Below are 21,945 nucleotides of genomic sequence, written 5' to 3'. Positions count from 1 at the left end.
GGTTATAGTAGATGTATTACCCTTTTAGTTAAAATTGAATTAGACAAACCAGTTTGTCTGTTGATGTCCACCTGGCCCCAATCCGGCAGGTGCGTTGCGTGTATTTTGCGCGACTAAACTACTGCTTGTTAAGCCTTTTTCTATCAATCCTGCGGCATTTAGATTATCGGATTAATACTTTCATTCTTAGAACTCAACACAACCTATTAAATATCAAACACTTAACCAAAATAATACATTTAAACCTCTTTGAGATTTGTTTTTCTACTATCTGTGAGGCTTAGTACGCAATAAGGCAATGGCCCACAAAGCCATTGCCTTATTTTTATAGAAAGTTGCACTACCAGCAAAAGACCATAAACTAGTACTTATTGCTGACTTCGGGGTCTTATTAGTGGCTGCAATCAATTAAGTCGAAGCGGATCGGGCATGGCAGTTCTCTCCCTTTGTAGCTATAATGAATTACTCTACTCAGACGCGACTAAGGACGTCTCTACTTTACTGGCGGCTCTGGCTTTGTAAGGCTTGATGACTCTCTGTATCCAGATCCCGATCAGGACGCCCGGTAGTACCCAGAGTACCCACGTAAAGCTGCCGATACTAAAATTGACGACGATAAAGGCCGTAACCGTGGCCGCGAAGGAGCCGCCCATGCGGGAGCCATGCGTTACCAGCCAGTGCTGCTTGTCTTTGGGAGCAACAAAGAAGCTGCGGATGTCTACGATAGCGTTCAGCAGACAGAAGGTCCCGAAGGTTAGAGGCACGGTACCCCACCCGCCTCGGTTGACGAACCAGTCAATACTAAATACCATCAGACCTATTCCGAACACAACACCGGAGCCACTGATGAGCCAGTCGATCCACCGGGGCTTTTGCTTTAGATGCAGTTTCTTGAGGTACAGGGCCCGGTAGCCCGAGCAGGCCAGGTAGTAGCTAAAGAAACCTACCATCAGCAGGAACGGATTATCCTTAGCCAATGCGATGGCGGTCGAAGTAACGAATACACCGGTCATTCCGGCGAAGAACAGCTTGCCCGTGAGCCGGTGCCGCTTGCCTCCTTTGCGGTTAAGCATAGACAGAAAGCCGGTGATCAGAGCCAGGAAGCCCGACACGATGTGAATGATCAGTAGGGTGGTTAGGATAGTTGCCATAGCGATACATTTTTGATGCTTGATTTGTGCTGCAACAAAAGTGCTATGGACCGACAGCCCTTTGCAAATTAGAGGGACGAACAGCAAGGCTTTGGGACGAATGGAAACAAAAGAGGCTGATTAACAAGCCCTGGGGCTAATTGACAAAGCTCTTTGGCTGTTACAGATGTGGGATATTACACCCGGACCACTAGCTGACTCACGCGGTATAGCCATACAGGGTAAGCTCCTCCCGGGCATCCTTCAGCAGAATACTCCGACCCACGGGTACGATAAGATACACCTCATCGCTCAGGTCCAGCACGTGGGAATAGGCATGATCCGAAACCACAATACCCTTCTGTTTTTTCTGCTCCTGGATTACCTCTTTCAGCAGATCTACGGTGACGGGAGCCAGGTGCGTAAACGGCTCGTCGAGCAGGACAAACGAGACCGGCGACAGCAGGATCAGGAGCGTCTCGACCAGCCGGGCACCTCCGCCGGACAGATTACCAATCTTCTCCCGCTCCGAAACCTTTAACTTAGGAAAATAGAGACACATCTCCTCAAAGGATACCCCGTACAGGTCACACACCTGCCTAAGGGATAGATGGGGTGGTATAAAGTGGTGCTGGGGCAGGTAGCGCAGGAGCCCCTTCTGCTGGTAGGGATACTCCATGTACTGCTTATCTACCCGCACTGACTGGTTCTGTCCGCGCAGGGTACCAAAGATCATCCTGAGCAGGCTGGACTTGCCGGTGCCGTTGCGCCCCAGCAGCCCCACAACCTGCCCCGTCTGCACCTTGATGTAAATGTTCTGCAGGATCTTAATCCCGCTGTATTCGAGCCACATGCTGTCAGCTTCCAGTACCTGCGTCGTCATAGGAGCCAGTTGATGGAGTGTAGAATAAGGTGTACCAGCCCCATAAAGAGCAGGAACAGAAGAAGGTCCAGCCCCAGTGCTGCTACATACAACCGCATGGCTGATATACCCAGATTGGTATAAAAGAACAGTTGCCCGGCATACAGCGTATGGTTGAGGTACAGCACCAGGGCGTGGGTCACCAGCTTGATCAGGATGAAAGCAGGCAGAATACGAAGAAAATCAGCGTACAGGGGCGCCTCTAAAGCATACCACGCCCCCACGGAGATAGCCACCGTATAGATCCAGAATGACTTATAGAAGATTATAAGTAGTTGTAAGCGCTGCTTCATCAGTCCTACTAGCTTATGATGCTTATTTGAAATACACCGATATTCCCATCCGAAGTTTTACAGCACTAATTTTACTATCATCCAAATCATCATAAAAGTATTTTTGGTAATTGGCTTCTGCTTCTAATGCTACTTTAGGCGACATAAAGTAAGCCAAGCCAACCCCCAATGAAGCATTCATTCCCTTATTGAAATCAGTCAATACTAAAAAGCCAAAACCACTAGATTCAAAAACTATATCCCTATTATATCCAGCCATAAGATTTAGGTAGGGTTTAACTTTCCAGTCCCCAATATAATAGCGAACCAACCCGTGTATACTCCTACCTCTTTCCTCATATATAGTATTACCAGACAATGATTTAGTGCTATGATTCAAGATAAGTTGACTACCTATTGCTAGATTTTTACTAATAAAATAGCCCACCAGGGGTGAAACTTGTAGCCGTGAGTCTTTTCGCAGATCACTACTTTTAAATGAACCGTTTCCTGATACGCCCACCAGCCAGGTACCTTTTTCAGTTTGAGCAAAAGAAGATACTGATAAGAGTGAAAGCAATCAAGCTAAACAGAGTAACTTTTTCATATTAAAAATAGATGGATAGTAATTACTAATTATAAGATATAGTCTTGCTGATTTCGGTATAGCTCATCAGGATGCCGTAGCCGCCCATGACATTGGAGTAGCGGTTTTGCGGCTCCTGGAATACCCGTTCAACCTCCCCTATCTCTATATGGGTATAGTAGCGGTAGTAGCTCTTGCTCACATGGCGTAGCCGAAGGCGAAGCTGATCGACAGGTTCCTGCTTGATAGTAGCTGAGTTATATCCCTGATTGGGTACCAGTAGCCGCTGGGTAATAGTTCTGTTGCCCAGGCAATGGCCTTCGTACAGGTACTGGTCCTCGCTTCGCATATACTCGCAGGGTACCGAGCTGCCCATGGGCCGGTTGAGATTTTCGGGCGATACCATGAGGGCTTGTCCCCCCGAAACACCTTCAACCCTTAGCTCGTAGTACTGCTCTCCAGGAAGAGCATTTTCAAATTCCGCAGTAAGTATCCGTTGGTTTTCATTCTCCGAAGCTACCAGTCCAGCCCCTATAAGAGTGGGAGCCGCTTCAATGAGTACTGGTTCTGTGCTGAGTAGTGGGAGTGCATCCAGACTTGCTGTAATCCGATAGCTCTTCCCTATCCGTGGCCGGTACTCCTTCTTCGACTGGTAGGTATGGGTACCTGCGTAAGCCAGGGTGTCTACTGCCACTTCATTCTCCCACAAGACTACTACCGCCTTGCTGACTTCCACAAAGCGATGCTCACCTACCGGCGGCACGCTCTGCCCTATTCTAATACTTACTACCTCCCCAGGTGTCAGTACACCAAACAAGACCAGCTTATCCCCCTCGTAGGGAATATCCAGGCTGATCTCCTTAGTACATCCACCCATCAGCATGAAGCAGAGTCCAGCCAGAAAACAGGTCGTAAGCCGCAGCGGTATTCTTAGTACTTCCATGACAAGCTGACAAAAGGTAAAAATGGTATGGCTGATATCTGACGTATACGGTAATTGATTCCCTCTATGGGTGGAAGAATTGTAGGAGGTGTACCCGATGGACGCTCCTGCTGGTAGCCTCGGCGGTAAGCCAAAACAAACGGATTTGTATGCGCATATAAGTTGATTACCCCCAGCGTCAAAGTTTTTTCTTTTGCCCGGCGCGTGGAGCGTGCTAAGCGGTAGCTAACATCCAGCCGGTGGAAAGCAGGCATGCGGGCATTGTTGCGGTCACCGATGATTTCCTGAGGAGTATTATTGGGCTGTTCCAGATTGGGAATAACAGCCGTAGGCATGGTAATAGGCTGCCCCGAGTGGTACTGCCAGGAGGCCGAGAAACCTCCTCCCCTGGTAGCTTCGTGGTTGACCACCAGATTGATGTAGTGCCGGCGGTCGTAGGGACCCGGGTACCAGCTGCCCCGGTTGATGGACTCAAACCTCCTCCGGTTCCAGCTCAGGGTATAGCCCAGCCAGCCGCTCCACTTGCCCGCCCGGCGGTGCACAAAGAGCTCATAGCCGTACACCTCCCCGATGCCGTTCCGGGTCACGACCCGCTCCCAGTTCCCATCCGTTACGTTCATCAGCGACTGGCCCGTCTGGTAGTCGATCAGGTTGCGCAGGCGCTTGTAGTACCCCTCTACGGTCAGTTCCAGGTTCAGGGTGGAGATCTCTTTAGTCACACCCCCGCTCCACTGATCGGCGTTCTGCGGAGGGAGCGTAGCCGTAGAAGGTACCCACACATCATTCACGGCTCCGGCCAGGCCGTTGCTCGTCAGCAGATGCGTAAACTGGTTCATCCGGGTGTAGCCCAGCTTAAAAGCGTAGTCTTCCGGCAGGATCAGTGAGAGGCTGGCGCGGGGTTCCAGAAAAGTATAGGTAGCGCGGGCGGGGAAAAAGGTTGCCCATCGGGCACCAGCATTTAGTTTCAGCCACGACCGGGGCCGTACTTCTGCTTCCAGATACAGCGCTGTTTCGGGTGTCAGAGGAGCTCCTGCCACAGGAGCCTCCTGCGCCAGGTAGTTTGTTTTGATACGGGCGGTGCGATACAGGTGCCCGATGGCTTCCACTCCGGTCCTGACGGTCAGGCCGGGCGAAGCGTAGTACTCCCAGCGGGTCCGCAGGCTCCAGTCCTGCAGGCCAGAGTTATTGCTGTAGTAGGTACTTGGTTGGCGGCTTCCTTCGGCGTACGAGTCGAAGGAGACCTGGTAGTGGTAGCGGGTATAGGTAAGCGAACTGGTACTGAACCACTTCGCTCCCAGGGCTTTTTTGTACAGGAGTGTGGAGGTCGTGTTCCCCCAGTCCAGCCCCAGACGGCTGCGCTGGCTGGCGGCTGACGCCTTTTCCTGCGAGTTCCAGAAGTCGTAGCCATTGTAAATACTCCACGATAGCTGCCCACCATTGCGGAAGCGGTGGTTGATCTTGCCGTTCAGGTCGTAAAACCAGTAGTTAGAGTAGCTCCGCAGGCTACCCCACTTGTAGGCCGCGTACACAGGCAGCAGGATCAGACTCAGGTACGAACTTCGCGCCGCCACCATTAATGAAGTGCGACTGGCTTCTTCGGAGTCGGTATTTTTCCGGGACAGTGGCCCCTCCCACAGGAACTGCGAACCTATGAGCCCCACGCTGAGCTGGCTCTGGCGCTCCCGGTAATTGCCTTCGCGCATGGTCAGGTCAATGACGGAGGAGAGCCTGCCGCCGTAGCGGGCCGGGAAGCCCCCTTTATAGACATCTACTTTCTGTAAGGCATCGGGATGAAAAAGCGAGACAAAGCCAAACAGGTGCGATACGTTGTACACCACCGCGTCATCGAGCAGGATCAGGTTCTGGTCGGGTGTACCTCCGCGAACGGTCACCCCGGCGGTACCTTCGACGGTGGAGCTGATGCCGGGCGTCAGAGCAATGGCTTTGAGTACATCAGCCTCACCCAGTAAGGTAGGTACCACTTTGAGCTGCTGGATGGGCAGGCTCACTAGTCCCAGCTTCCGTTCGGCCAGCGGTATCTGCCCCCGTACAGCCACCTCCTTGAGCTCTTTGGCCACCTGCGTGAGCCGAACCACCACAGAGGTATCCCTTGTCGAAGTACTACGCAGCGTATCGGAGGCATATCCTAAATAAGAAACGATAAGAGTAGCAGGTACCCGAGATACCTGAATACTAAAGAAGCCGGAGCGGTTGGTAACCACTCCGGCCTTCTGACTCGGATTATAGACAACGGCTCCGGCTATGGCCTCTTCGGTAGCCGCATCAAGTACATAACCACTCATCGTTTTTTGAGCATAGCCGGGAAAGGCTACTACAAACAGGAATAGAAGAAAGGTATTCTTCACAGGAAGTAGGGTGTGTAGGTTGTGGATACAGGGCAAGTGTAGTACCCGGTGGTCGCAAACTAATACATTCTCCTGATCAGGCCTCCCTGAAAGCACTCCCATTTACTCAACGGCCCTAATCAGACTAATAAATTATCCTTTCAGGCCTTTACTTCAGATATAGCGAGAGCCCCAGCCGAAAGGTAGTACCCGCATTCTTTCGGGTGTCAAAGTCCCCTCGCCAGAAATACCGGTAGTTTACATCCGCTTCCAGAGCCACTTTAGGAGCCACAAAGTACGCTACGCCTGCCCCCACAGAAGTATTCCATCTCTGATCCCCTCTGAAACGCATTGGCTCTCCCGTGATACCATCCAACCCTTTGGCTCTGTGCCAGGCATAGCCAGCCATAACGTTGACATAGGGCCGTAGCTTCCTGTCCCCAATGTAGAAGCGGGCCAGCGCGTTGGCTCCGGTAGCTGTAGACGAACTGATAAGGTTGGTGTCAAAAGTTCTGCGGGTATGGTCTACCGACAGTTGCCCACCCAGAGCTACGTTCCGGCTTACGAAGTAGGCTACGTGGGGCATGAATAGCACATTGGTGTTACGGGCATTTTGTACGCGGTTGATGGAGCCATTACCCGCGAGTCCCACCAGCCAGGTACCTTGTTCGGTTTGGGCCAGGGCAGAGAACGAGAGCAGGGACAGCAGTCCCAGGAAATAGAGTGACTTTTTCATGGTAAAGTGAGTGAACGGTTATTGAGTGGACAGTAGATTATACTGCAAAGGCAACGAAGAAAATGCAAACCTACACCACCTCAACTCGTTAATTAATGTTAAACTTATTTTACGGTCACCCTAAGTAACCGCTCACCCACATAATACAACTTATTCAGCCACACCTCCCCTACTTTAAGCCCGCTCCACCCAGTACTTCCAGTTCCTGGCCTTTCTCGGGCATAGTGTCCAGAATGGGCATGGCCCTTCCAATGAGCTCCCGTACGCCTTCTACTTTCAGGGAGTTATCGTGGTCTTCCTTACTGTCCCACACTTCCGTCACCCACACCGCATCGGCATCCTGCGGGTCGCGGCTGACGAGGTACAGGTGGCATCCTTGGGCCGTTGACACCAGGTTGGCAGCTTCGAGCAGAATGGAAGCCAGATTATCGCCTTTACCGGCAAATGCCTTTAATTTTCCGTGGAGTCCGTATTTGTTGTTCATGTGTTCTATGGGTTGTTAGTTAGATACAGGTACTTTCATGACCCGAAGGCCAGTTTTGAAATATACTAAAAAAGGCGGGAGTCACGAAAGTACCCCCACCTCCCCCTTTATACCACCGCTTCGGATTGACTGTACACCTCCAGAACTTCTCTTGTCCAATCCGCCACTGTTTCCGGAGTAGCGCGGTCGGCTTTACCAAAGAAGAAATGCTTCTTCACATCTAATCCACAGTAGGTATAGATGCCCCGGTCCGATGTCAGCGAAAGGGCTTTATCCATGCCGACTGCAGCATACTCCTGACTGGACTTCCCGTGGGTATTGATAATAACAGCGGACTTTCCGGTCAGCAGCCCCTTTTGTACGCCCTGATCGTATCGATAGGCAAAGCCGTAACTCATTACCCGGTCAATGTAGCCCTTCATAATGGCGGGCATCCCGGTCCACCAGATGGGGTAGATAAATGTGAGTGTATCGGCCCACCGGATCAGGTCCTGCTCCTGTCTGACTTTATCCTCCACGGTTCCCTGCATCTGCCCAAGTACATCCTGCATGGATAGTACCGGATCAAAGCCCTGCTGGTATAGGTCACGTACCTGTACCTCGTGGCCGTCCTGCCGCAGGGCCTGTACGACCTGCTGCTTAAAGTAACTGTTCAGACTCTGCTCGTTGGGGTGTGCATAAATGATAAGATGTTTCATAGCTTCTGCTTTATAATTAAGATAGAGCAAAAGTAGCGGTACCAAACCGGCCAGAATTGTAAGAAAACGAAACCCGACTAGTCCGGTCGGGCTATGCAGATATCCTGCTGGAAGCGTAGAAAATGCGTGGGAGACAGCCCCACATAATGCTGGAAGTCGTGGATAAGCTGGCTTTGGTCGTAGTAGCCGCCCTGACTAAGGATATCCTGCCAGTCGAACTTTTCGGTTTCGGACACCTTTGTTTCCAGCATCTCCACCACTCTCAGAAAACGCTGGTACCGGCTTATTTCCTTGGCACTGTACCCCAGGTACTTCTTGTGTTTGAGTTGAATGGTTCGTTCGTGCTGGTTGGTCTGCTGAGCCACTACTTTGACCGGATTTAATCTACTATCCGACGAAAAATCCGCCAGTGACACCAGAGCCTGATCCCGATCCTTCAGGTAGGGCCGGCAAAAGTCCAGCAGGTACCCGATGCGCCCGGCCGGTGTTTGTAGGTCATTCAGCAGGTGCCAGAGGTTGGTGAAGCAGTTTTCATGGAGTAGCTCATCAGGATGGACCGGTAGCGCATCTGACACCATGGCCTGTCCGAAAAACCGATAGAATGCATCGGCTTTGAAGTTGGCCGCCAGTAGTTCGATTCCCGGTGGTAAGGTATACGCAATGGCTTGCTTGACCGGCCAGAGCAACAGGCACTTCTCTACCACCACTGTAGTACCTGAGGGAGAAGTAAAAGAAAGTTTTGCCCCAAAACTAAACAGCAGTATCGTCTGAAACGAAGGGAGCAGGGTTTTCTGTACGGGCTGAGAGGTCAAGTTTTGGGCTACATAAAAATGCGTAAAGACCTCCCTGAATTCGGGGGGTACCGGTATACGCTCGCTGCTGTATTCTTGCCCTTCTGCTTGCATGTTGCTGACTGTAATGCTGTGTACCAGTAATCTGTTCCTCCAAAAGTATTTCCCCTACTCCATAAACCAAACCAAATATAGTTGGAATACAACAGCTTTTGCTCCTGAATAGAAGAAAGCAAATGCAACCTGTCCTTATTGACAATGCGCCCTAATTAACCTATATTTAAGGTACTACTCCACAACCTTTCGCCGTCATGAACAGCACTTCCAGTACGATACTACCTTTGCTGTTACTCCCCATCGGAAGAACCCTGGACGAGAACCCGGAATATAGGGATCATCCTGATTGCCAACCTACCCTCCAGATATCGATTGACTACTTCGAGCGGGTGGGCTATGAGCCACCCTGGATAGGCTACTACGCGCAGGTAGGGGATAAGCTGGTGGGATCAGGAGGTTACAAAGGTCCTCCTAAAGATGGTACCATTGAGATTGACTATGGCATCTTCCCGGCCTTTCAGGGACAGGGCTATGGTACCGAGATATGTCGGCAATTGGTACAACTGGCGGTACAGACTGATCCCTCGGTCCGAATCACCGCCCGTACCTTACCTGACAACTATGCCTCGGCAGGGGTATTGAGAAAGAACGGATTTGAGCAAGTGCGAACTGTTCAGGACGAGGAGGATGGAGAGGTCCTTGAATGGGTATATACCAAGGGCCTCCCCATCTACTCCCTTCAGGGATTGACCGGTTTCTGATCATCGCCGGGCTTGAATACGCGAAACAGAAAGAAAAAGGCCGGAATCACAAATAGCAAGCCCACAAACAGGGCGATCAGCAACTGGTACTGGGTAGCCGGGGGCGCCTGGGTGTTGTAGAAAGTCAGGTGCTCTCCACTCTTTTCCACCACCAGCACGGGGTACTGTATGGCAAACCAGCCCACAATGACCATCGCCACCTGCAGACCAATAGCCAGGCGCAGAAACAGGATATTGGGGTGATTGAACAGGTAGAATATAGCCGGTACCAGCAGGAGTACGATGGCAAAAGCCACAATGCTGGCGGTGGAGTTAAAGAAGTCATTGAACAGATGCAGACCGTCCCACTCCGCGGCCACAAACACCAGCGCACTCGCCACAAAGGTGAGCAGCATAAAAACCCTGGATAGCCGCACGTACCGGAATCGCTCGATCGGGGTCAGGGTTTCGCCAATGAGAAATATGGAGGCGATGTACCCAAACAACAGGGCCGAAAACAGCCCCATGGCAAAGCAGAACCAGTTGAACCAGGGAGCCACAAATTGCTCATAAAAGCTTTCGCTGGTGTCCGACAGGTCTACCCTTCCCAGGATCATAGCCCCGAGCGTCACGCCCAAAAACACGGGGGTGATAAAGCTCGATACTTTGAAGACGGCTGTATAGTACTTATGGGTACCGCTGTGTCCGATGTCGTAGTGGCGAAAGGTAAAGAACGAGCCCCGCAGTACGATCCCGATCAGCACGATCATGAGCGGAATGTGCAGTACCACGCTAATGGTCGAATACACCAGCGGAAAAGCCGTGAACAGGATCACAATGGCCAGGATGAGCCATACGTGGTTGGCCTCCCACACGGGTGCCAGGGCTTTGGAGATGATCTTCTCCCCTTTGCGGCCCGCAAAAGTCTCAACGATACCGGCCCCAAAATCGGCCCCGCCCAGGATGGTATACAGGACAAAGGCCACACCAAGTATAAGGATGATAATCTGTAGCATAGGTTAGGGTTTGGAGGTTCGGGACGAAGGATAAAATTCTTCCAGAGTTTCGATCTGTCGCCGCATCATCCACACCAGCAGCCCCGTCAGCAACAGGTACACCGTACTAATGAGGTAAAACGAGTACTGCAGCCCCGGCATGGTCGACACGGCATCTTTGGTTCGCATCACTCCATAAATGATCCAGGGCTGTCGACCTACTTCGGTTACGGTCCAGCCGGCCTCCACCGCGATAAAGCCCAGCGGCGTCAAGAGTACAATGAACCAGAGCCACCACTTGTTGGACAGCAGGTGTTGCCAACGCCAGCTAAACAGCAGGAACAACAGGCCGCCCAGGGCCAGCAGCATCCCGATACCCACCATAATCTGAAAGGCTACGTGGGTGATCAGGACGGGGGGGCGCTCGTCTTTCGGAAACTGGTCCAGCCCGATCACTTCCGCGTCAAAATCACCGTGCGCCAGAAAGCTGAGGGCTCCGGGAATATGGATGGCGTAGTCTACCCGCTCTTCCTGATCATTAGGAATACCGCCGATGATCAGGTCGGCTGGCTTGCTGGTTTTGTATAGTCCTTCCAGCGCGGCTAGCTTGGCCGGTTGCCGGTCCGCTACGTCTTTGGCCGCATAGTCACCACTAAGGGGTTGCAGAAACGCCGTAATGGCGCCGAAGGAAAGGGCGATCTTCACGGCCTTTCGGTGGAAAATATTCTTAGGATTCTTGAGCAGCAGGAAGGCATGTACACCGGCTACGGCAAAGGCGGTAGCCACAAAGGCCGCCAGCGTCATGTGCAGGGCCTGCGAAAACCAGGCTTCGTTGAACATAGCCGCTACGGGGTCAATATTGGTAGCCTCACCATTCTGCCAGGTAAATCCGCGGGGACTGTTCATCCAGGAGTTGGCGGATACAACAAATATCCCCGATAGTACCCCTGATATACCCACTACCACACCCGATAGCCAATGTACCCAGCGGTTGAGGCGATTCCAGCCGTAGAGGAAGATACCAAGTGCGATGGCCTCCACGAAGAAGGCCGTTCCCTCCCACGAAAAAGGCATCCCGATGATAGGCCCCGCGTGCCGCATAAAGCCCGGAAAGAGTAGGCCCAACTCAAAAGAAAGTACCGTACCTGATACGGCACCAACCGCAAAAAAGAGAGCAACGCCTTTGGACCAGGCCTTGGCCAGATCCATATACACGGGTTCATTGGTACGTAGCCACCTCCATTCACTAAACGCCATCAGGATTGGCATGGTCATACCTATACAGGCAAACACAATATGAAAGCCAAGCGATGTTGCCATCTGAAGCCGGGCTGCCAGTAAATCATCCATGGGTTGTGGGGTTTTAAAACTAGGAAAGTAGTTGTTTCCGCTTTGAAGTTAAGGCTGCCAGCTTATTTCTCCAACCTGTTCCGGATGAATGGCTATCTATATAAATCTGCCTGATCAGAAACTGCTTTCTTCTGGTCGGAAACACGCAGGTTCTCCGTATATTTGGTTATACAACCACCAGGAGCCCTTCACTATGAAAATCAGCAAAGCAACTCTCCCGGCGGGCTCATTGTTGCAACAACATCTGCCTACCTACGATTATATAGACAGCTTTCAGGGCCTCATCACCGACCACGAAAACCGCATCCAGCCCTCCCACGTAGGAAAAGCCTTCTTTACCAGTAGTCCCAAGTGGGTGGGCGCGCTGTTTGTCCTGCGCAACAAGCTAGTTTCTCTGGTTGGACTGAAAACACCGGAACGCTCCACAAACCGGCAGGAACTGCTCAACCGCTTCACCTGCCAGAAAGGCGAACGGCTGGGACTTTTCACCGTATTTGATACTTCCGAGAGGGAGGTTATTCTGGGGGAAGACGACAAGCATCTGGATTTCCGGATCTCCCTGTTCCTGGACCAGACTCCAGGTACCGAAGGAGTGAAGACACTGACTATCTCAACCACCGTAAAATTCAATAACAGCCTGGGAAGGCTGTACTTCTTACCGGTCCGTCCCCTGCATAAGCAGATAGTACCTGCCATGCTGAAAGAGATCATATGGGAACTGGAAAAGCCTGCTCCCACGAACGCTGAAACCACCTATCCGAACTAGACGGAAAGAAGAACGGCTCCAGAATTAGTACCATGCCAACAGCAAAAAGCGCAGAGCCCCTACAGACCCTGCGCTCCCAAAGTTTATATCAGCCATTCTCTCTACCGCAGCCCCGCCTCCGCCAGCAGGATCAGTAACGTCCGTTGCATGGCCAGGTAGGCCCGGTCATTGATAAACCACTCGTCCAGAGCGTGCGCTCCGCCTCCCTTGCCTCCCGCCCCGATGGTAATACCAGGTACGCCTTTGGCAAAAGGAATATTGGCATTGGTCGAGCCCACCCGTAGGGCCGGCTCCTCTTCCACCTGGCGCGTAGCCGCAATGGCCCGTTGCACCAGCGGATGGTTCTGATCCAGACTACCGGAAGGACGGTCGCCCACCATTTTTACCTCTACGGTCAGGTCGGCGCCCAGGCGCTTCATCTGGTTCTCTTCGCGCACGGCCCGCTGCACCGCATCCTGCAGGAGCTTGTCAATACCTGCCAGCTGCTCCGGACTCTCCGAACGCATATCCACCTGCATCCACGATTCAAACGGAATGGCATTGACCGACGTACCTCCGCCTACCATACCCACGTTGTAGGTAGTACGTACACCCTGGCGGGTGAACTTATCAGCCTCCTGCGTGAAGTAGTAGATGGCCCGTCCCAATGCCCCGTGCGGATTCACCATCCCGAAGGCTCCCGACGAGTGTCCGCCCGGCCCCTTGAAGATAATCGTGTAACGGTGCGAGCCGAGGCCACGGTGGGTAATGCTACTGGCACCCAATCCGTCAATGGCGATGTAGGAGTCTATTTTTAGTCCCGGCGTATCAAATAGTTTCTTCACGCCCCGCAGATCGCCCAGGCCTTCCTCCCCCACGGTACCGATGAAGAGTACATCGGCGTCCGTCTCGATGCCGGTGCGCTCCATGGCTTCCAGTACCGTCAGTACCATCGCCAGCCCCTGTGTGTCGTCGCCGATGCCGGGAGCCCGTAGCGTATCGCCACGCTGCTTTACCTTTACGTCCGTCTCCTCCGGGAATACCGTATCCAGGTGCGCCTCCAGTACTACGGTCTTTTTGCCGGTTTTGCCCCGGCGCTTCGCTATCACGTTACCCACCTCATCCGTCCATACCGAGTCAGCCCCGGCGGTGCGCAGCATCTCGGCATACTTCCGTCCGCGCACCTCTTCCTTAAAGGGCGGCGCGGGTATTTCGGTCAGGGTAATCAGGTTCTGCATCGTCCACGGGTCCAGCTCTTTGAATAGCTGGAAAGCCTTCTGCACCCTGGGCTGCTTCGCCAGGGTCTGTATCTCCTGCGTGTACCGCTTGTCGGCCTGTACGGGTGCTTCTTTGGTGGAGGCGGTACCTTGTGCTATGCTTTGGATGGAAATGGTTCCGGCCATGAGTACACCCATGGCGCCTATACGTACAAGTTGATTCATTTAGGTCTGTATTCCGTTTGTTTTATCTGGTCAAGATAGGCAGAAACCCTGTGCGCCCGGCAACCATACATCCTAATTTTCATTGGTTACTTCTCCGGAAGCGGCTACTTTTGGGTTTTCCCAATTATTCCTCTCGTATGAAACTGGTTTTTCTTTTACTGTTTGCCCCCTTACTCCTCGTAGGTCAGCCCAAACCTACGGCCGAAAACATTGCCCGTCACGTCAACTACCTCGCCTCCGACCGAATGAAAGGCCGCGGCACCGGCAGTCGCGAAAACGACAAAGCTGCCCGCTATGTCATAAAGCAATTCAAAAAACTTGGGCTCTCACCCATGGGTACCGATGGCTACCGCCAGCCCTTTACCGCTAAGATACGGCGGGTAGTAGTAGCTGACAGTGTTCGCCCCGCCAGCAACGTCATTGGTTTCCTTAACAACGACGCCCCCTATACGATCGTAATCGGCGCCCACTTTGACCACCTCGGTACCGGCAATCAGGGCAGCTCCAAAGACCCGAAGCCCCAGGGACAGATCCACAACGGAGCCGATGACAACGCTTCGGGCGTTGCTGGTCTGCTGGAACTGGCCAGGTACTTCGCAAAGAATAGTCAAAAGGAGCCGTACAACTTTCTGTTCATCGCCTTCGGAGCCGAAGAGCTGGGACTGGTAGGTTCGCGGCATTTTGTCAATAACCCCACGCTCCCCCTTGGCAAGATCAACTTCATGCTCAACATGGATATGATCGGTCGTTACAATCCGGAGCGGGGTGTAGGCGTGGGGGGCTACGGTACCTCAGACGCCTGGCCGAACATATTCAAAGGAGTACAGGGCGAGGTAAAGTTCTTTACCGACCGCGCCGGCAGCGGCGGCTCCGACCACGGCTCCTTCTACGCCAAGCAGATCCCGGTGCTTTTCTTCCATACCGGCGGCCACGACGACTACCACATGCCTACCGACGATCCCGAAAAAGTAGATACACGCGCCGAAGCCGGTATCCTGGATATCGAAATCAAACTTATCGAAAACGCCATGAAGCTCCCCAAGCTGAACTTTACGGAGGTGAAGTAAGGGAGAGTACCCTGCTTAATCCAGAATAAGAGCAACCTATCCGTGCCACGGTTTTAAATCGTGGCACGGATCTCCTGACGAAAAAGCGCTGTAGACTGGTACCTTAATCAAGTATGCTAGTACTCTCTTAACTGGATAGTTTTCGTACCTTACTTACTATAAATGCTCATATACATTCTATAAGTCTTACTAGCCCTGTATGCAGTATTTTAAACAACTCGTTGCCACCATTGAGCAAGTACACAGCCACCTGCAGGCCAAAGCAGCCAATGCAGTCAACAGGCACTAACAATTCGTAACTGGTTGATTGGCTATTATATAGTAGAGTTTGAGCAACAAGGAGAGGACAGAGCGTCCTATGGCTCCCGCTTATTAAGTAATCTGGCAAAAAGTATAGGTATAAAAGGTTTAACAGCCCCTGAACTGTCCCGATGCCGACAGTTTTACCAATGCTACCCTCAAATTCTTGGGTCACTGACCCAAGAATTTAAAGACATTATTCCTGAGCGGATTTTTGGGACGGCGTCCTCACAATCTGAACTACTACAAGTACCACCTGAAAAAATAATTTCCAAGCTTTCCTTTACGCACTTAGTAGAGCTAATAAAAATTGACGACCCGTTCAAGCGTATCTTCTAGGAAGTTGAATGTATCAAAGGTACATGGAGTGTGCGAGAGCTAAAGCGCCAGATAAACAGCCTATACTACGAGCGGAGTGGCTTATCCGCTAAGCCGGAGCAGTTGGCTAACAGAGTCAACAAAAATACCTCTCCCCGAGTACCAACGGATATCATCAAAAATATCTACGCCTTTGAATTCCTTGACCTCAAAACTAGGGATCTGGTTGAGGAGTCTGACCTGGAAAGCGCACTGCTCGATCATTTACAGGAGTTTATTATTGAGCTTGGGAATGGATTTTGCTTTGAAGCGCGTCAGAAGCGTATCCTCATCGGCAGTACCTACTACTTTATAGACCTACTTTTCTACCACCGTATTCTTAAATGTCATGTGCTGCTTGAGCTAAAGATCGGAGCCTTTGAGCATGGTGATATTGGTCAATTGAACACTTATCTAAACTACTTTATGGAGGAAATCAGCGAGGCGTCAGACAACCCTCCAGTAGGGATATTACTGGTAGCTGAGAAGGATCAGGCATTGGTCAAATACGCTACAGCCGGCATGGACGAAAACCTGTTCGTCAAGCAGTACCTTATCAAGCTCCCCAGCACAGACCAGTTGTAACAATACGTCGAGAGAAATGAAAGCGCTGCAATAGGTGAGTTTTATTCCTATCCGATACTTTTCAAGATTCCTATTCTCTCCATAAAGCTGCCGAAGTTGAACTTTACGGAGGTGAAGTAATAGAAGCACAACCTATCCGTGCCACGGTTTGGAACCGTGGCACGGATCTCCTACGAATACGCCCTGTAGACTTTGATGCAATCTAGTACTACGGTACACTTAATTAGCCGATTTATTGCCATACACTTGTGTGCTAATACTTTGCCTTATATATTAATCCATATAAATCAAAACCCTTCGCAGCAATACGCTCTGGCTTTGTAGTTGCTATTATTAAGTTCGCATCTGCCAACAACCCCATAGTATGAAAAAGCTACTAGCCCTCTTTTTTGCGCTCTGCCCAGTTCAGGCTTTGGGTTGTGTGTGCATACCTCCACTTCTACTTGACAGCTATCAGAACTCAGAGTTTGTAGCCGTGGCCAGAATTATAAAGCTTACACCGAGCACAGAACACGAGGATTACCATGTAGCCGAAATCGAACCTATTAACGTATACAAGGGATCGCCACAAACTACCCTAACCGTACTTACGCAGTTAAAAAGCAAGTGCAGTTTTTTTCCTCCTGAAAACTCGGTCTGGCTCATCTTTGCCGGGGAAGGAAAGGGAGGGGGTCTTATTTTTGGCTCCTGCTCAGCTAGCCTACAGATTGATGGGACATTTGATTCTGCCCGATATCCCAATGCCAATACTAATCATAAGAAAACGGTAGACCTGAAGCTAGCAACGCTGGACTATTTGAGTAAGATTGAATCAGCAAAATCAAACCCATACCGTATAATATTCTTCGATTTAAATATCTGCACTGATAGCCAGAAAGGCTTTGATTTCCAGAACCGATTTGCTGTTTACCAATTTGAAGTAAATGAAGACCTATCCATAGAAAAGATAAACGCTCTTAAAGATTTTGATAATCCAGTAGTATCCGGGCGCATCCTGGAGTGTCTCCACCAAAACGCACGAATTAATACTGCCCAATTCAAAAAGTTACCTGCTAAAACCAAAGTACAACTCGTGTTGTATTCCTACCCCACAAAAGACGGTTCCGAAAAATTTATCAGCCTTTATGATTAGTAGTACTTAGTACAGGCATAACTCCCTCTCTGCATGAGCACAAAATGGACAAAGTGGAAAATAATCCGGACGGTTTGGGTAGCAGCTGGACTAGGCTTTATGGTCTGGCTATGGAGCGGAATGCAGGCCGATGGAGTTGGTGAAGAAATACTGCGGTCCGACGCCGCGGTGGAAGTAACGGAGACTGAAGACTATATTTCATTTACCCCGACAAGTACCTCTTCCAAGGTACTCCTTTTTTACCCGGGCGCTCTGGTTGATCCGGTGGCCTATGCTCCGCTTTGCCGGAAAGTAGCAGCTAGCGGCTGTCCCGTTTACCTGATAAAAATGCCCTGGCGCCTTGCCTTGAATGGCTATACTAAACCCAAAGAGATAGGATTACTTGGAGATACGACCAAACAGTACCTGCTGGCCGGGCATTCGCAGGGGGCTAAGATGGCGGCTCAGTTTGTATACGAAAACCCCTCCCTGATTGACAAACTTATCCTGTTGGGTACCACCCATCCCAGAGACATCGACCTTTCGACCAGTCAGATCCCCATCCTGAAAATCCAGGGTACCCACGATGGGGTGGCGGCAGTGGAGGAAATGAACAGGAACAAATCCAAACTACCTTCCACCACGAAGTATGTACTGATTGAAGGAGGAAATCATACGCAGTTCGGTTTTTATGGATACCAGCTGGGCGACAGTGAAGCCAGTATCAGCCGGGAGCAACAGCAGCAGATGGTGCTGGACTCTATCATTTCATTTGTAAGGGAATAGTAGCGGAGCCCATGGAAAGTCAGAAAGCATAAGGCCAGAAAAACTACCGCAGGGCAAATGGTTTTCACCACTCATACTTTTCCGGCCAGCCCTGCTCCGGGTAGTGTGTATATTTGGTAAGAACCACACTACCCTAGCCATGAAAGCCATTATCTGCCCCCAATACGGCTCGCCGGATGTACTGCAGCTCCGCGAGGTACCGAAGCCGGTCCCTAAAGGCAACGAAGTAATCGTACAGGTACAGGCGGCCTGCATCAACTCCTGGGACTGGGATCTTCTGCGGGGCAAGCCACTCCTGTTTCGCCTGCTCTTCGGACTGCTCAAACCCAAGTACCCCATCCTCGGCTGTGACATAGCGGGTCGGGTGGAGGCCGTAGGTCCCGACGTTACCCGGCTGCAGCTGGGTGATGCCGTATTTGGTGATGTATCCGGCTGTACCTGGGGTGGCTTTGCCGAGTATGTATGCGCCAGCGAAGAGGCCCTGGCCCTCAAACCCGTCGGAATGACCTTTGAGCAGGCCGCCGCCACCCCGCAGGCGGGTGTACTGGCTCTGCAGGGGTTGCGCTACCAGGGACAAGTCCAACCGGGGCAGCGGGTCCTGATTGTGGGCGCTGGGGGTGGAGTGGGTACCTTTGCGGTACAGATGGCAAAATCCATGGGCGCCGAAGTGACCGCCATTGACGGAAGTCACAAACTGGACCGGCTGCGTACCCTTGGAGCCGAACATGTACTGGATTATACCCAGCCCCATTTTCGCGATACACTCTACCACTCCGGTAGCCACTCCTATGACCTGATTCTGGACGTAGTAGGCCGGGATTCTATTTTTGACTACCGACGTATACTGCGTCCCGGAGGCAGGGGCGGCGGCCCCCGATACGTAATGCTGGGAGGTACCGTGCGGCGGATCTTTGAAGTCCTGTGTTTGGGGCCGCATCTGGCGCGGCGGGTAGGGCCGGGTACTATGATAGGTATCCTGGCACACAAGCCCAACCGGACTGATCTTGACACCCTGGCGGCCCTCTTCGAAACAGGCCAAATTGTTCCTGTCATTGACAAGACCTATCCGTTACCCGAGGTGCCCGACGCGTTCAGGTACTTTGGCACCGGCAACGCTCAGGGCAAGCTCGTCATTACAGTCTAAAACCTAACTCCCGGCACACCTGACCACCAGGTAAGTAGCTTGGAAGTAACAAACACTTACCCTACTATACTCACCGATTACCGCCACCGATCATGAAGTACCTGATTACGCTACTTGGTCTTTGTCTGATTTACTGGACGCCCGCCCGTGCCCAGTCGTGCGACTGCGAGAAAGAATTTCTGTACCTCAAGAACTACCACGAGCAAAACCACCCAGGCCTCAACTCGCCCGGTGGAAAGGATAGTCCTGCCTATAAAAAAGCTACGCAGGACCTGCTCAGAACCCTTAGAAAAGCCAGACCCCAGGCCGACTGCATCCTGTACCTGCAGGACTACCTGGCGCTACTCAAAGACCACCACATTTCGATCACCCCTTCTTTGCCCAAAATTATCCGCTTTGACGTTACAAATCCGGTCCTGGTAGATAGTCTGTACCGGACTGCCGCTTTCCGCTCTACCCCGCAGCGGCAGGTAGACTCCACCACTCTGGCCCGGCAACTCAATACTAAGACCACAGGCGAACTGGAAGGCTGGTACACCGACCCTAACCATAACCTGATCGCCATCGTCAAAGAATCGGGCTCCGACTGGCCCTACCAGGGCATCGTGGTCACCAGTAAGACACCACTATTTCCCCGCGGTACTGTCAAGTACCAGTTTCAGAAGCGGCCTAATGGTACCTACTGGACTACGCTGGTATTGCCCGATCATCAGAAGTTTTACTATGCCACCACGCTCATGCCTCAGGGTATACCCAGCATAGGATTAACCCGCGTCAACGCTCAATCTGAGGCTGAGCCCAGGGAAACCAGGCCCTATGCTTTTTCTTCCCTAAACGAACGCACCAATTACCTGCGGGTAAGTAGTTTTGACGGCAGCCTGTCCAGCGACCTCAACTCCTTCTATCAATCTGTGGATAGCCTAATCCGGTCCAAACCCTATCTGGTCATTGATATCCGCAACAACCGGGGCGGCTCCGACGGGAGTTTCTGGGGGTTGATCGACTACCTCTACACCAACCCCATCCAGACCGACACGGCCGCTATCTGGGTCAGCCCTGACAATATCACACGTTACGAGGAAGCCGTAGCCCATAAGAAACAGAACCCCAACCAGTACAGCCCGGATAATATAGAACGGGAAGAAACCCTGATCCGGCGCATGAAAGCCGCCCGGCCCTTCTCGTTTATGCCAATGGTAGAAGGTGACCCGGCTGCCATTACCTCCGATACGGTACTTCCCTACCCTGCCAAAATTGTGGTGCTGATGAACCGGCAGTGCGCCAGTTCGGCGGAGGCTTTTATCTACTACGCGAAGCAAAGCCGGAAGGTACTGACGATGGGCGAAAACTCGGGTGGCTTTATGGGCTTTGGTAACGTCATGGAAAGCCAGACACCCTGCTACCAATATACCGTCAGAAGTACTACCTTTAAGTACAAGAACCTGTCCCAGTACGAGTATATAGGCATCGACCCGCACATCCGGCTATCCCCTAATCAGGACTGGCTGGCCGAGGTGGTGAAGGAGTTGGAGGGGAGGTAGGTATGAATGGTGGAGTCCTATGCTAGTAAGTAATTGGTTATGCCGAAGAAGCCTGAACAGTAGAATTCATAGTATGGCATTTTTCTATACACCAAGACACCTATGCTGACTGATGGAACAAAAGTACCAAAATAAATACCGCGTTGCCTCAGCCCGATGGCAGCAGTGGGATTACAGTTGGGATGCCGCCTATTTTATAACGATCTGTACCAGAGACCGTACAAATTTTTTCGGCAAGGTGATAGACGGAAAAATGGTACTGTCCCCGGTGGGGGTGATTGCAGATGTGTTGTGGCACGAGATAACAAATCACGCCAGGAATGTTGCATTAGGCGAATTTGTGGTCATGCCCAATCATGTGCACGGTATATTGATTTTGGATAGGAACGGGGATGGGTCCCGCAAGAATGATTCAACCGGCGAATCCAATGACGATACCAATAACATCAACGATGAAAACGTAGAGACAAGGCATGCCTTGTCTCTACCATCACAATTACCGTTACCCGAAAATTCTCCCGGTCGCCAACGTTTTCAAAACCAGGGCAAAAACACCATCTCCTCTATTGTTGGTGGATATAAATCAGCCGTTACCAAACATGCCAACCGCCTGGGACTGGAATTTAGCTGGTAAGCCCGGTTTTATGACCATGTCATTCGTGACGAAAAATCATTTATTACTATTTCTGAATACATTATTAATAACCCGTTTAATTGGTTACAGGACCGTTTTTATCCCAGCCAATAATCTTTAAACTGCTATATTCAATGAATGAATTAATCACAGGATTAGCATAGACACTTACAGGTACTATTAA

The 21,945-nt window shown here is 51.4% G+C and carries 23 protein-coding genes; 10 read left to right on the top strand and 13 right to left on the bottom strand.

Annotated elements, in window-relative coordinates; translation table 11 throughout:
- Positions 1–467: 467 nt before the first annotated feature.
- The 10 genes from JUB14_RS06980 to JUB14_RS06935 all read right to left on the bottom strand — a co-directional run bounded on the left by JUB14_RS06980 (position 468) and on the right by JUB14_RS06935 (position 9,021).
- The gene (locus JUB14_RS06980; protein WP_207505146.1) at positions 468–1,151 is read right to left on the bottom strand and encodes a DUF2306 domain-containing protein; all 684 of its coding nucleotides are present in this window, start codon (positions 1,149–1,151) and stop codon (positions 468–470) included.
- A 199-nt stretch (positions 1,152–1,350) separates the two neighbouring features.
- Entirely contained in the window at positions 1,351–2,013 is a 663-nt protein-coding gene (locus tag JUB14_RS06975; protein WP_207505145.1) for an ATP-binding cassette domain-containing protein, read from the bottom strand.
- Complete coding sequence (locus JUB14_RS06970) at positions 2,010–2,345, bottom strand: hypothetical protein (protein ID WP_207505144.1); 336 nt, start codon at positions 2,343–2,345, stop codon at positions 2,010–2,012. Before JUB14_RS06970 ends, JUB14_RS06975 begins: the two co-directional genes overlap by 4 nt.
- Before the next feature lie 22 nt (positions 2,346–2,367).
- Complete coding sequence (locus tag JUB14_RS06965) at positions 2,368–2,904, bottom strand: outer membrane beta-barrel protein (RefSeq protein WP_207505143.1); 537 nt, start codon at positions 2,902–2,904, stop codon at positions 2,368–2,370.
- A 52-nt stretch (positions 2,905–2,956) separates the two neighbouring features.
- Positions 2,957–3,853 carry a DUF4249 domain-containing protein gene (locus JUB14_RS06960; protein ID WP_207505142.1) on the bottom strand — a complete coding sequence of 299 codons (897 nt, stop codon included), beginning with the start codon at positions 3,851–3,853 and terminating at the stop codon, positions 2,957–2,959.
- Positions 3,841–6,219, bottom strand: a complete 2,379-nt coding sequence (locus tag JUB14_RS06955) for a TonB-dependent receptor (RefSeq protein ID WP_207505141.1) — start codon at positions 6,217–6,219, stop codon at positions 3,841–3,843. Before JUB14_RS06955 ends, JUB14_RS06960 begins: the two co-directional genes overlap by 13 nt.
- Positions 6,220–6,367: 148 nt before the next feature.
- The gene (locus tag JUB14_RS06950; RefSeq protein WP_207505140.1) at positions 6,368–6,934 is read right to left on the bottom strand and encodes an outer membrane protein; all 567 of its coding nucleotides are present in this window, start codon (positions 6,932–6,934) and stop codon (positions 6,368–6,370) included.
- Positions 6,935–7,103: 169 nt separating this feature from the next.
- Positions 7,104–7,418 carry a putative quinol monooxygenase gene (locus JUB14_RS06945; protein ID WP_207505139.1) on the bottom strand — a complete coding sequence of 105 codons (315 nt, stop codon included), beginning with the start codon at positions 7,416–7,418 and terminating at the stop codon, positions 7,104–7,106.
- 107 nt (positions 7,419–7,525) lie between these two features.
- Positions 7,526–8,116: an NAD(P)H-dependent oxidoreductase gene (locus JUB14_RS06940; RefSeq protein ID WP_207505138.1), complete on the bottom strand. Its 591-nt coding sequence runs from the start codon at positions 8,114–8,116 to the stop codon at positions 7,526–7,528.
- 77 nt (positions 8,117–8,193) lie between these two features.
- Positions 8,194–9,021, bottom strand: coding sequence for a helix-turn-helix domain-containing protein (locus JUB14_RS06935; RefSeq protein WP_207505137.1), 828 nt, complete (start codon positions 9,019–9,021; stop codon positions 8,194–8,196).
- Between the two features lie 197 nt (positions 9,022–9,218).
- On the opposite strand from JUB14_RS06935, the gene JUB14_RS06930 reads away from it, so the two are divergent.
- Positions 9,219–9,725, top strand: a complete 507-nt coding sequence (locus JUB14_RS06930) for a GNAT family N-acetyltransferase (RefSeq protein ID WP_229367571.1) — start codon at positions 9,219–9,221, stop codon at positions 9,723–9,725.
- On the opposite strand, the gene JUB14_RS06925 is transcribed toward JUB14_RS06930, so the two are convergent.
- Positions 9,704–10,720: a cytochrome d ubiquinol oxidase subunit II gene (locus JUB14_RS06925; RefSeq protein WP_207505136.1), complete on the bottom strand. Its 1,017-nt coding sequence runs from the start codon at positions 10,718–10,720 to the stop codon at positions 9,704–9,706. The genes JUB14_RS06930 and JUB14_RS06925 overlap by 22 nt on opposite strands.
- Before the next feature lie 3 nt (positions 10,721–10,723).
- Positions 10,724–12,049: a cytochrome ubiquinol oxidase subunit I gene (locus tag JUB14_RS06920; protein ID WP_207505135.1), complete on the bottom strand. Its 1,326-nt coding sequence runs from the start codon at positions 12,047–12,049 to the stop codon at positions 10,724–10,726.
- 193 nt (positions 12,050–12,242) lie between these two features.
- Here JUB14_RS06920 and JUB14_RS06915 point away from each other — a divergent pair, with 193 nt between their 5' ends.
- Positions 12,243–12,815 (top strand): DUF2867 domain-containing protein, encoded by a 573-nt coding sequence (locus JUB14_RS06915; RefSeq protein WP_207505134.1) that lies wholly within the window; start codon positions 12,243–12,245, stop codon positions 12,813–12,815.
- Positions 12,816–12,916: 101 nt separating this feature from the next.
- Here the strand turns inward: JUB14_RS06915 and JUB14_RS06910 are convergent, their stop codons facing one another.
- Positions 12,917–14,236: a M20/M25/M40 family metallo-hydrolase gene (locus JUB14_RS06910; protein WP_207505133.1), complete on the bottom strand. Its 1,320-nt coding sequence runs from the start codon at positions 14,234–14,236 to the stop codon at positions 12,917–12,919.
- Positions 14,237–14,373: 137 nt separating this feature from the next.
- Here JUB14_RS06910 and JUB14_RS06905 point away from each other — a divergent pair, with 137 nt between their 5' ends.
- From JUB14_RS06905 to JUB14_RS06875, 8 genes are all read left to right on the top strand, one after another.
- Positions 14,374–15,303 carry a M20/M25/M40 family metallo-hydrolase gene (locus tag JUB14_RS06905; protein ID WP_207505132.1) on the top strand — a complete coding sequence of 310 codons (930 nt, stop codon included), beginning with the start codon at positions 14,374–14,376 and terminating at the stop codon, positions 15,301–15,303.
- A 303-nt stretch (positions 15,304–15,606) separates the two neighbouring features.
- A complete protein-coding gene (locus JUB14_RS27670) occupies positions 15,607–15,942 on the top strand; it encodes a DUF1016 N-terminal domain-containing protein (RefSeq protein WP_229367570.1) in 336 nt (111 codons plus the stop codon).
- 30 nt (positions 15,943–15,972) lie between these two features.
- A complete protein-coding gene (locus JUB14_RS27665) occupies positions 15,973–16,545 on the top strand; it encodes a PDDEXK nuclease domain-containing protein (RefSeq protein ID WP_310586115.1) in 573 nt (190 codons plus the stop codon).
- Between the two features lie 364 nt (positions 16,546–16,909).
- Complete coding sequence (locus JUB14_RS06895; protein WP_207505131.1) at positions 16,910–17,677, top strand: hypothetical protein; 768 nt, start codon at positions 16,910–16,912, stop codon at positions 17,675–17,677.
- A gap of 33 nt (positions 17,678–17,710) precedes the next feature.
- The gene (locus JUB14_RS06890) at positions 17,711–18,442 is read left to right on the top strand and encodes an alpha/beta hydrolase (RefSeq protein WP_207505130.1); all 732 of its coding nucleotides are present in this window, start codon (positions 17,711–17,713) and stop codon (positions 18,440–18,442) included.
- Between the two features lie 139 nt (positions 18,443–18,581).
- Positions 18,582–19,586: an NAD(P)-dependent alcohol dehydrogenase gene (locus tag JUB14_RS06885; protein ID WP_207505129.1), complete on the top strand. Its 1,005-nt coding sequence runs from the start codon at positions 18,582–18,584 to the stop codon at positions 19,584–19,586.
- A 92-nt stretch (positions 19,587–19,678) separates the two neighbouring features.
- Entirely contained in the window at positions 19,679–21,127 is a 1,449-nt protein-coding gene (locus tag JUB14_RS06880; protein WP_207505128.1) for a S41 family peptidase, read from the top strand.
- A 112-nt stretch (positions 21,128–21,239) separates the two neighbouring features.
- Complete coding sequence (locus JUB14_RS06875) at positions 21,240–21,761, top strand: transposase (RefSeq protein WP_229367569.1); 522 nt, start codon at positions 21,240–21,242, stop codon at positions 21,759–21,761.
- Positions 21,762–21,945: the final 184 nt, after the last annotated feature.

Source organism: Telluribacter humicola, assembly GCF_017355935.1.
Lineage (GTDB): Bacteria > Bacteroidota > Bacteroidia > Cytophagales > Spirosomataceae > Telluribacter > Telluribacter humicola.
The sequence above is the reverse complement of the archived record's forward strand: the minus strand, read 5'-3'. Positions and strand labels throughout refer to the sequence as shown.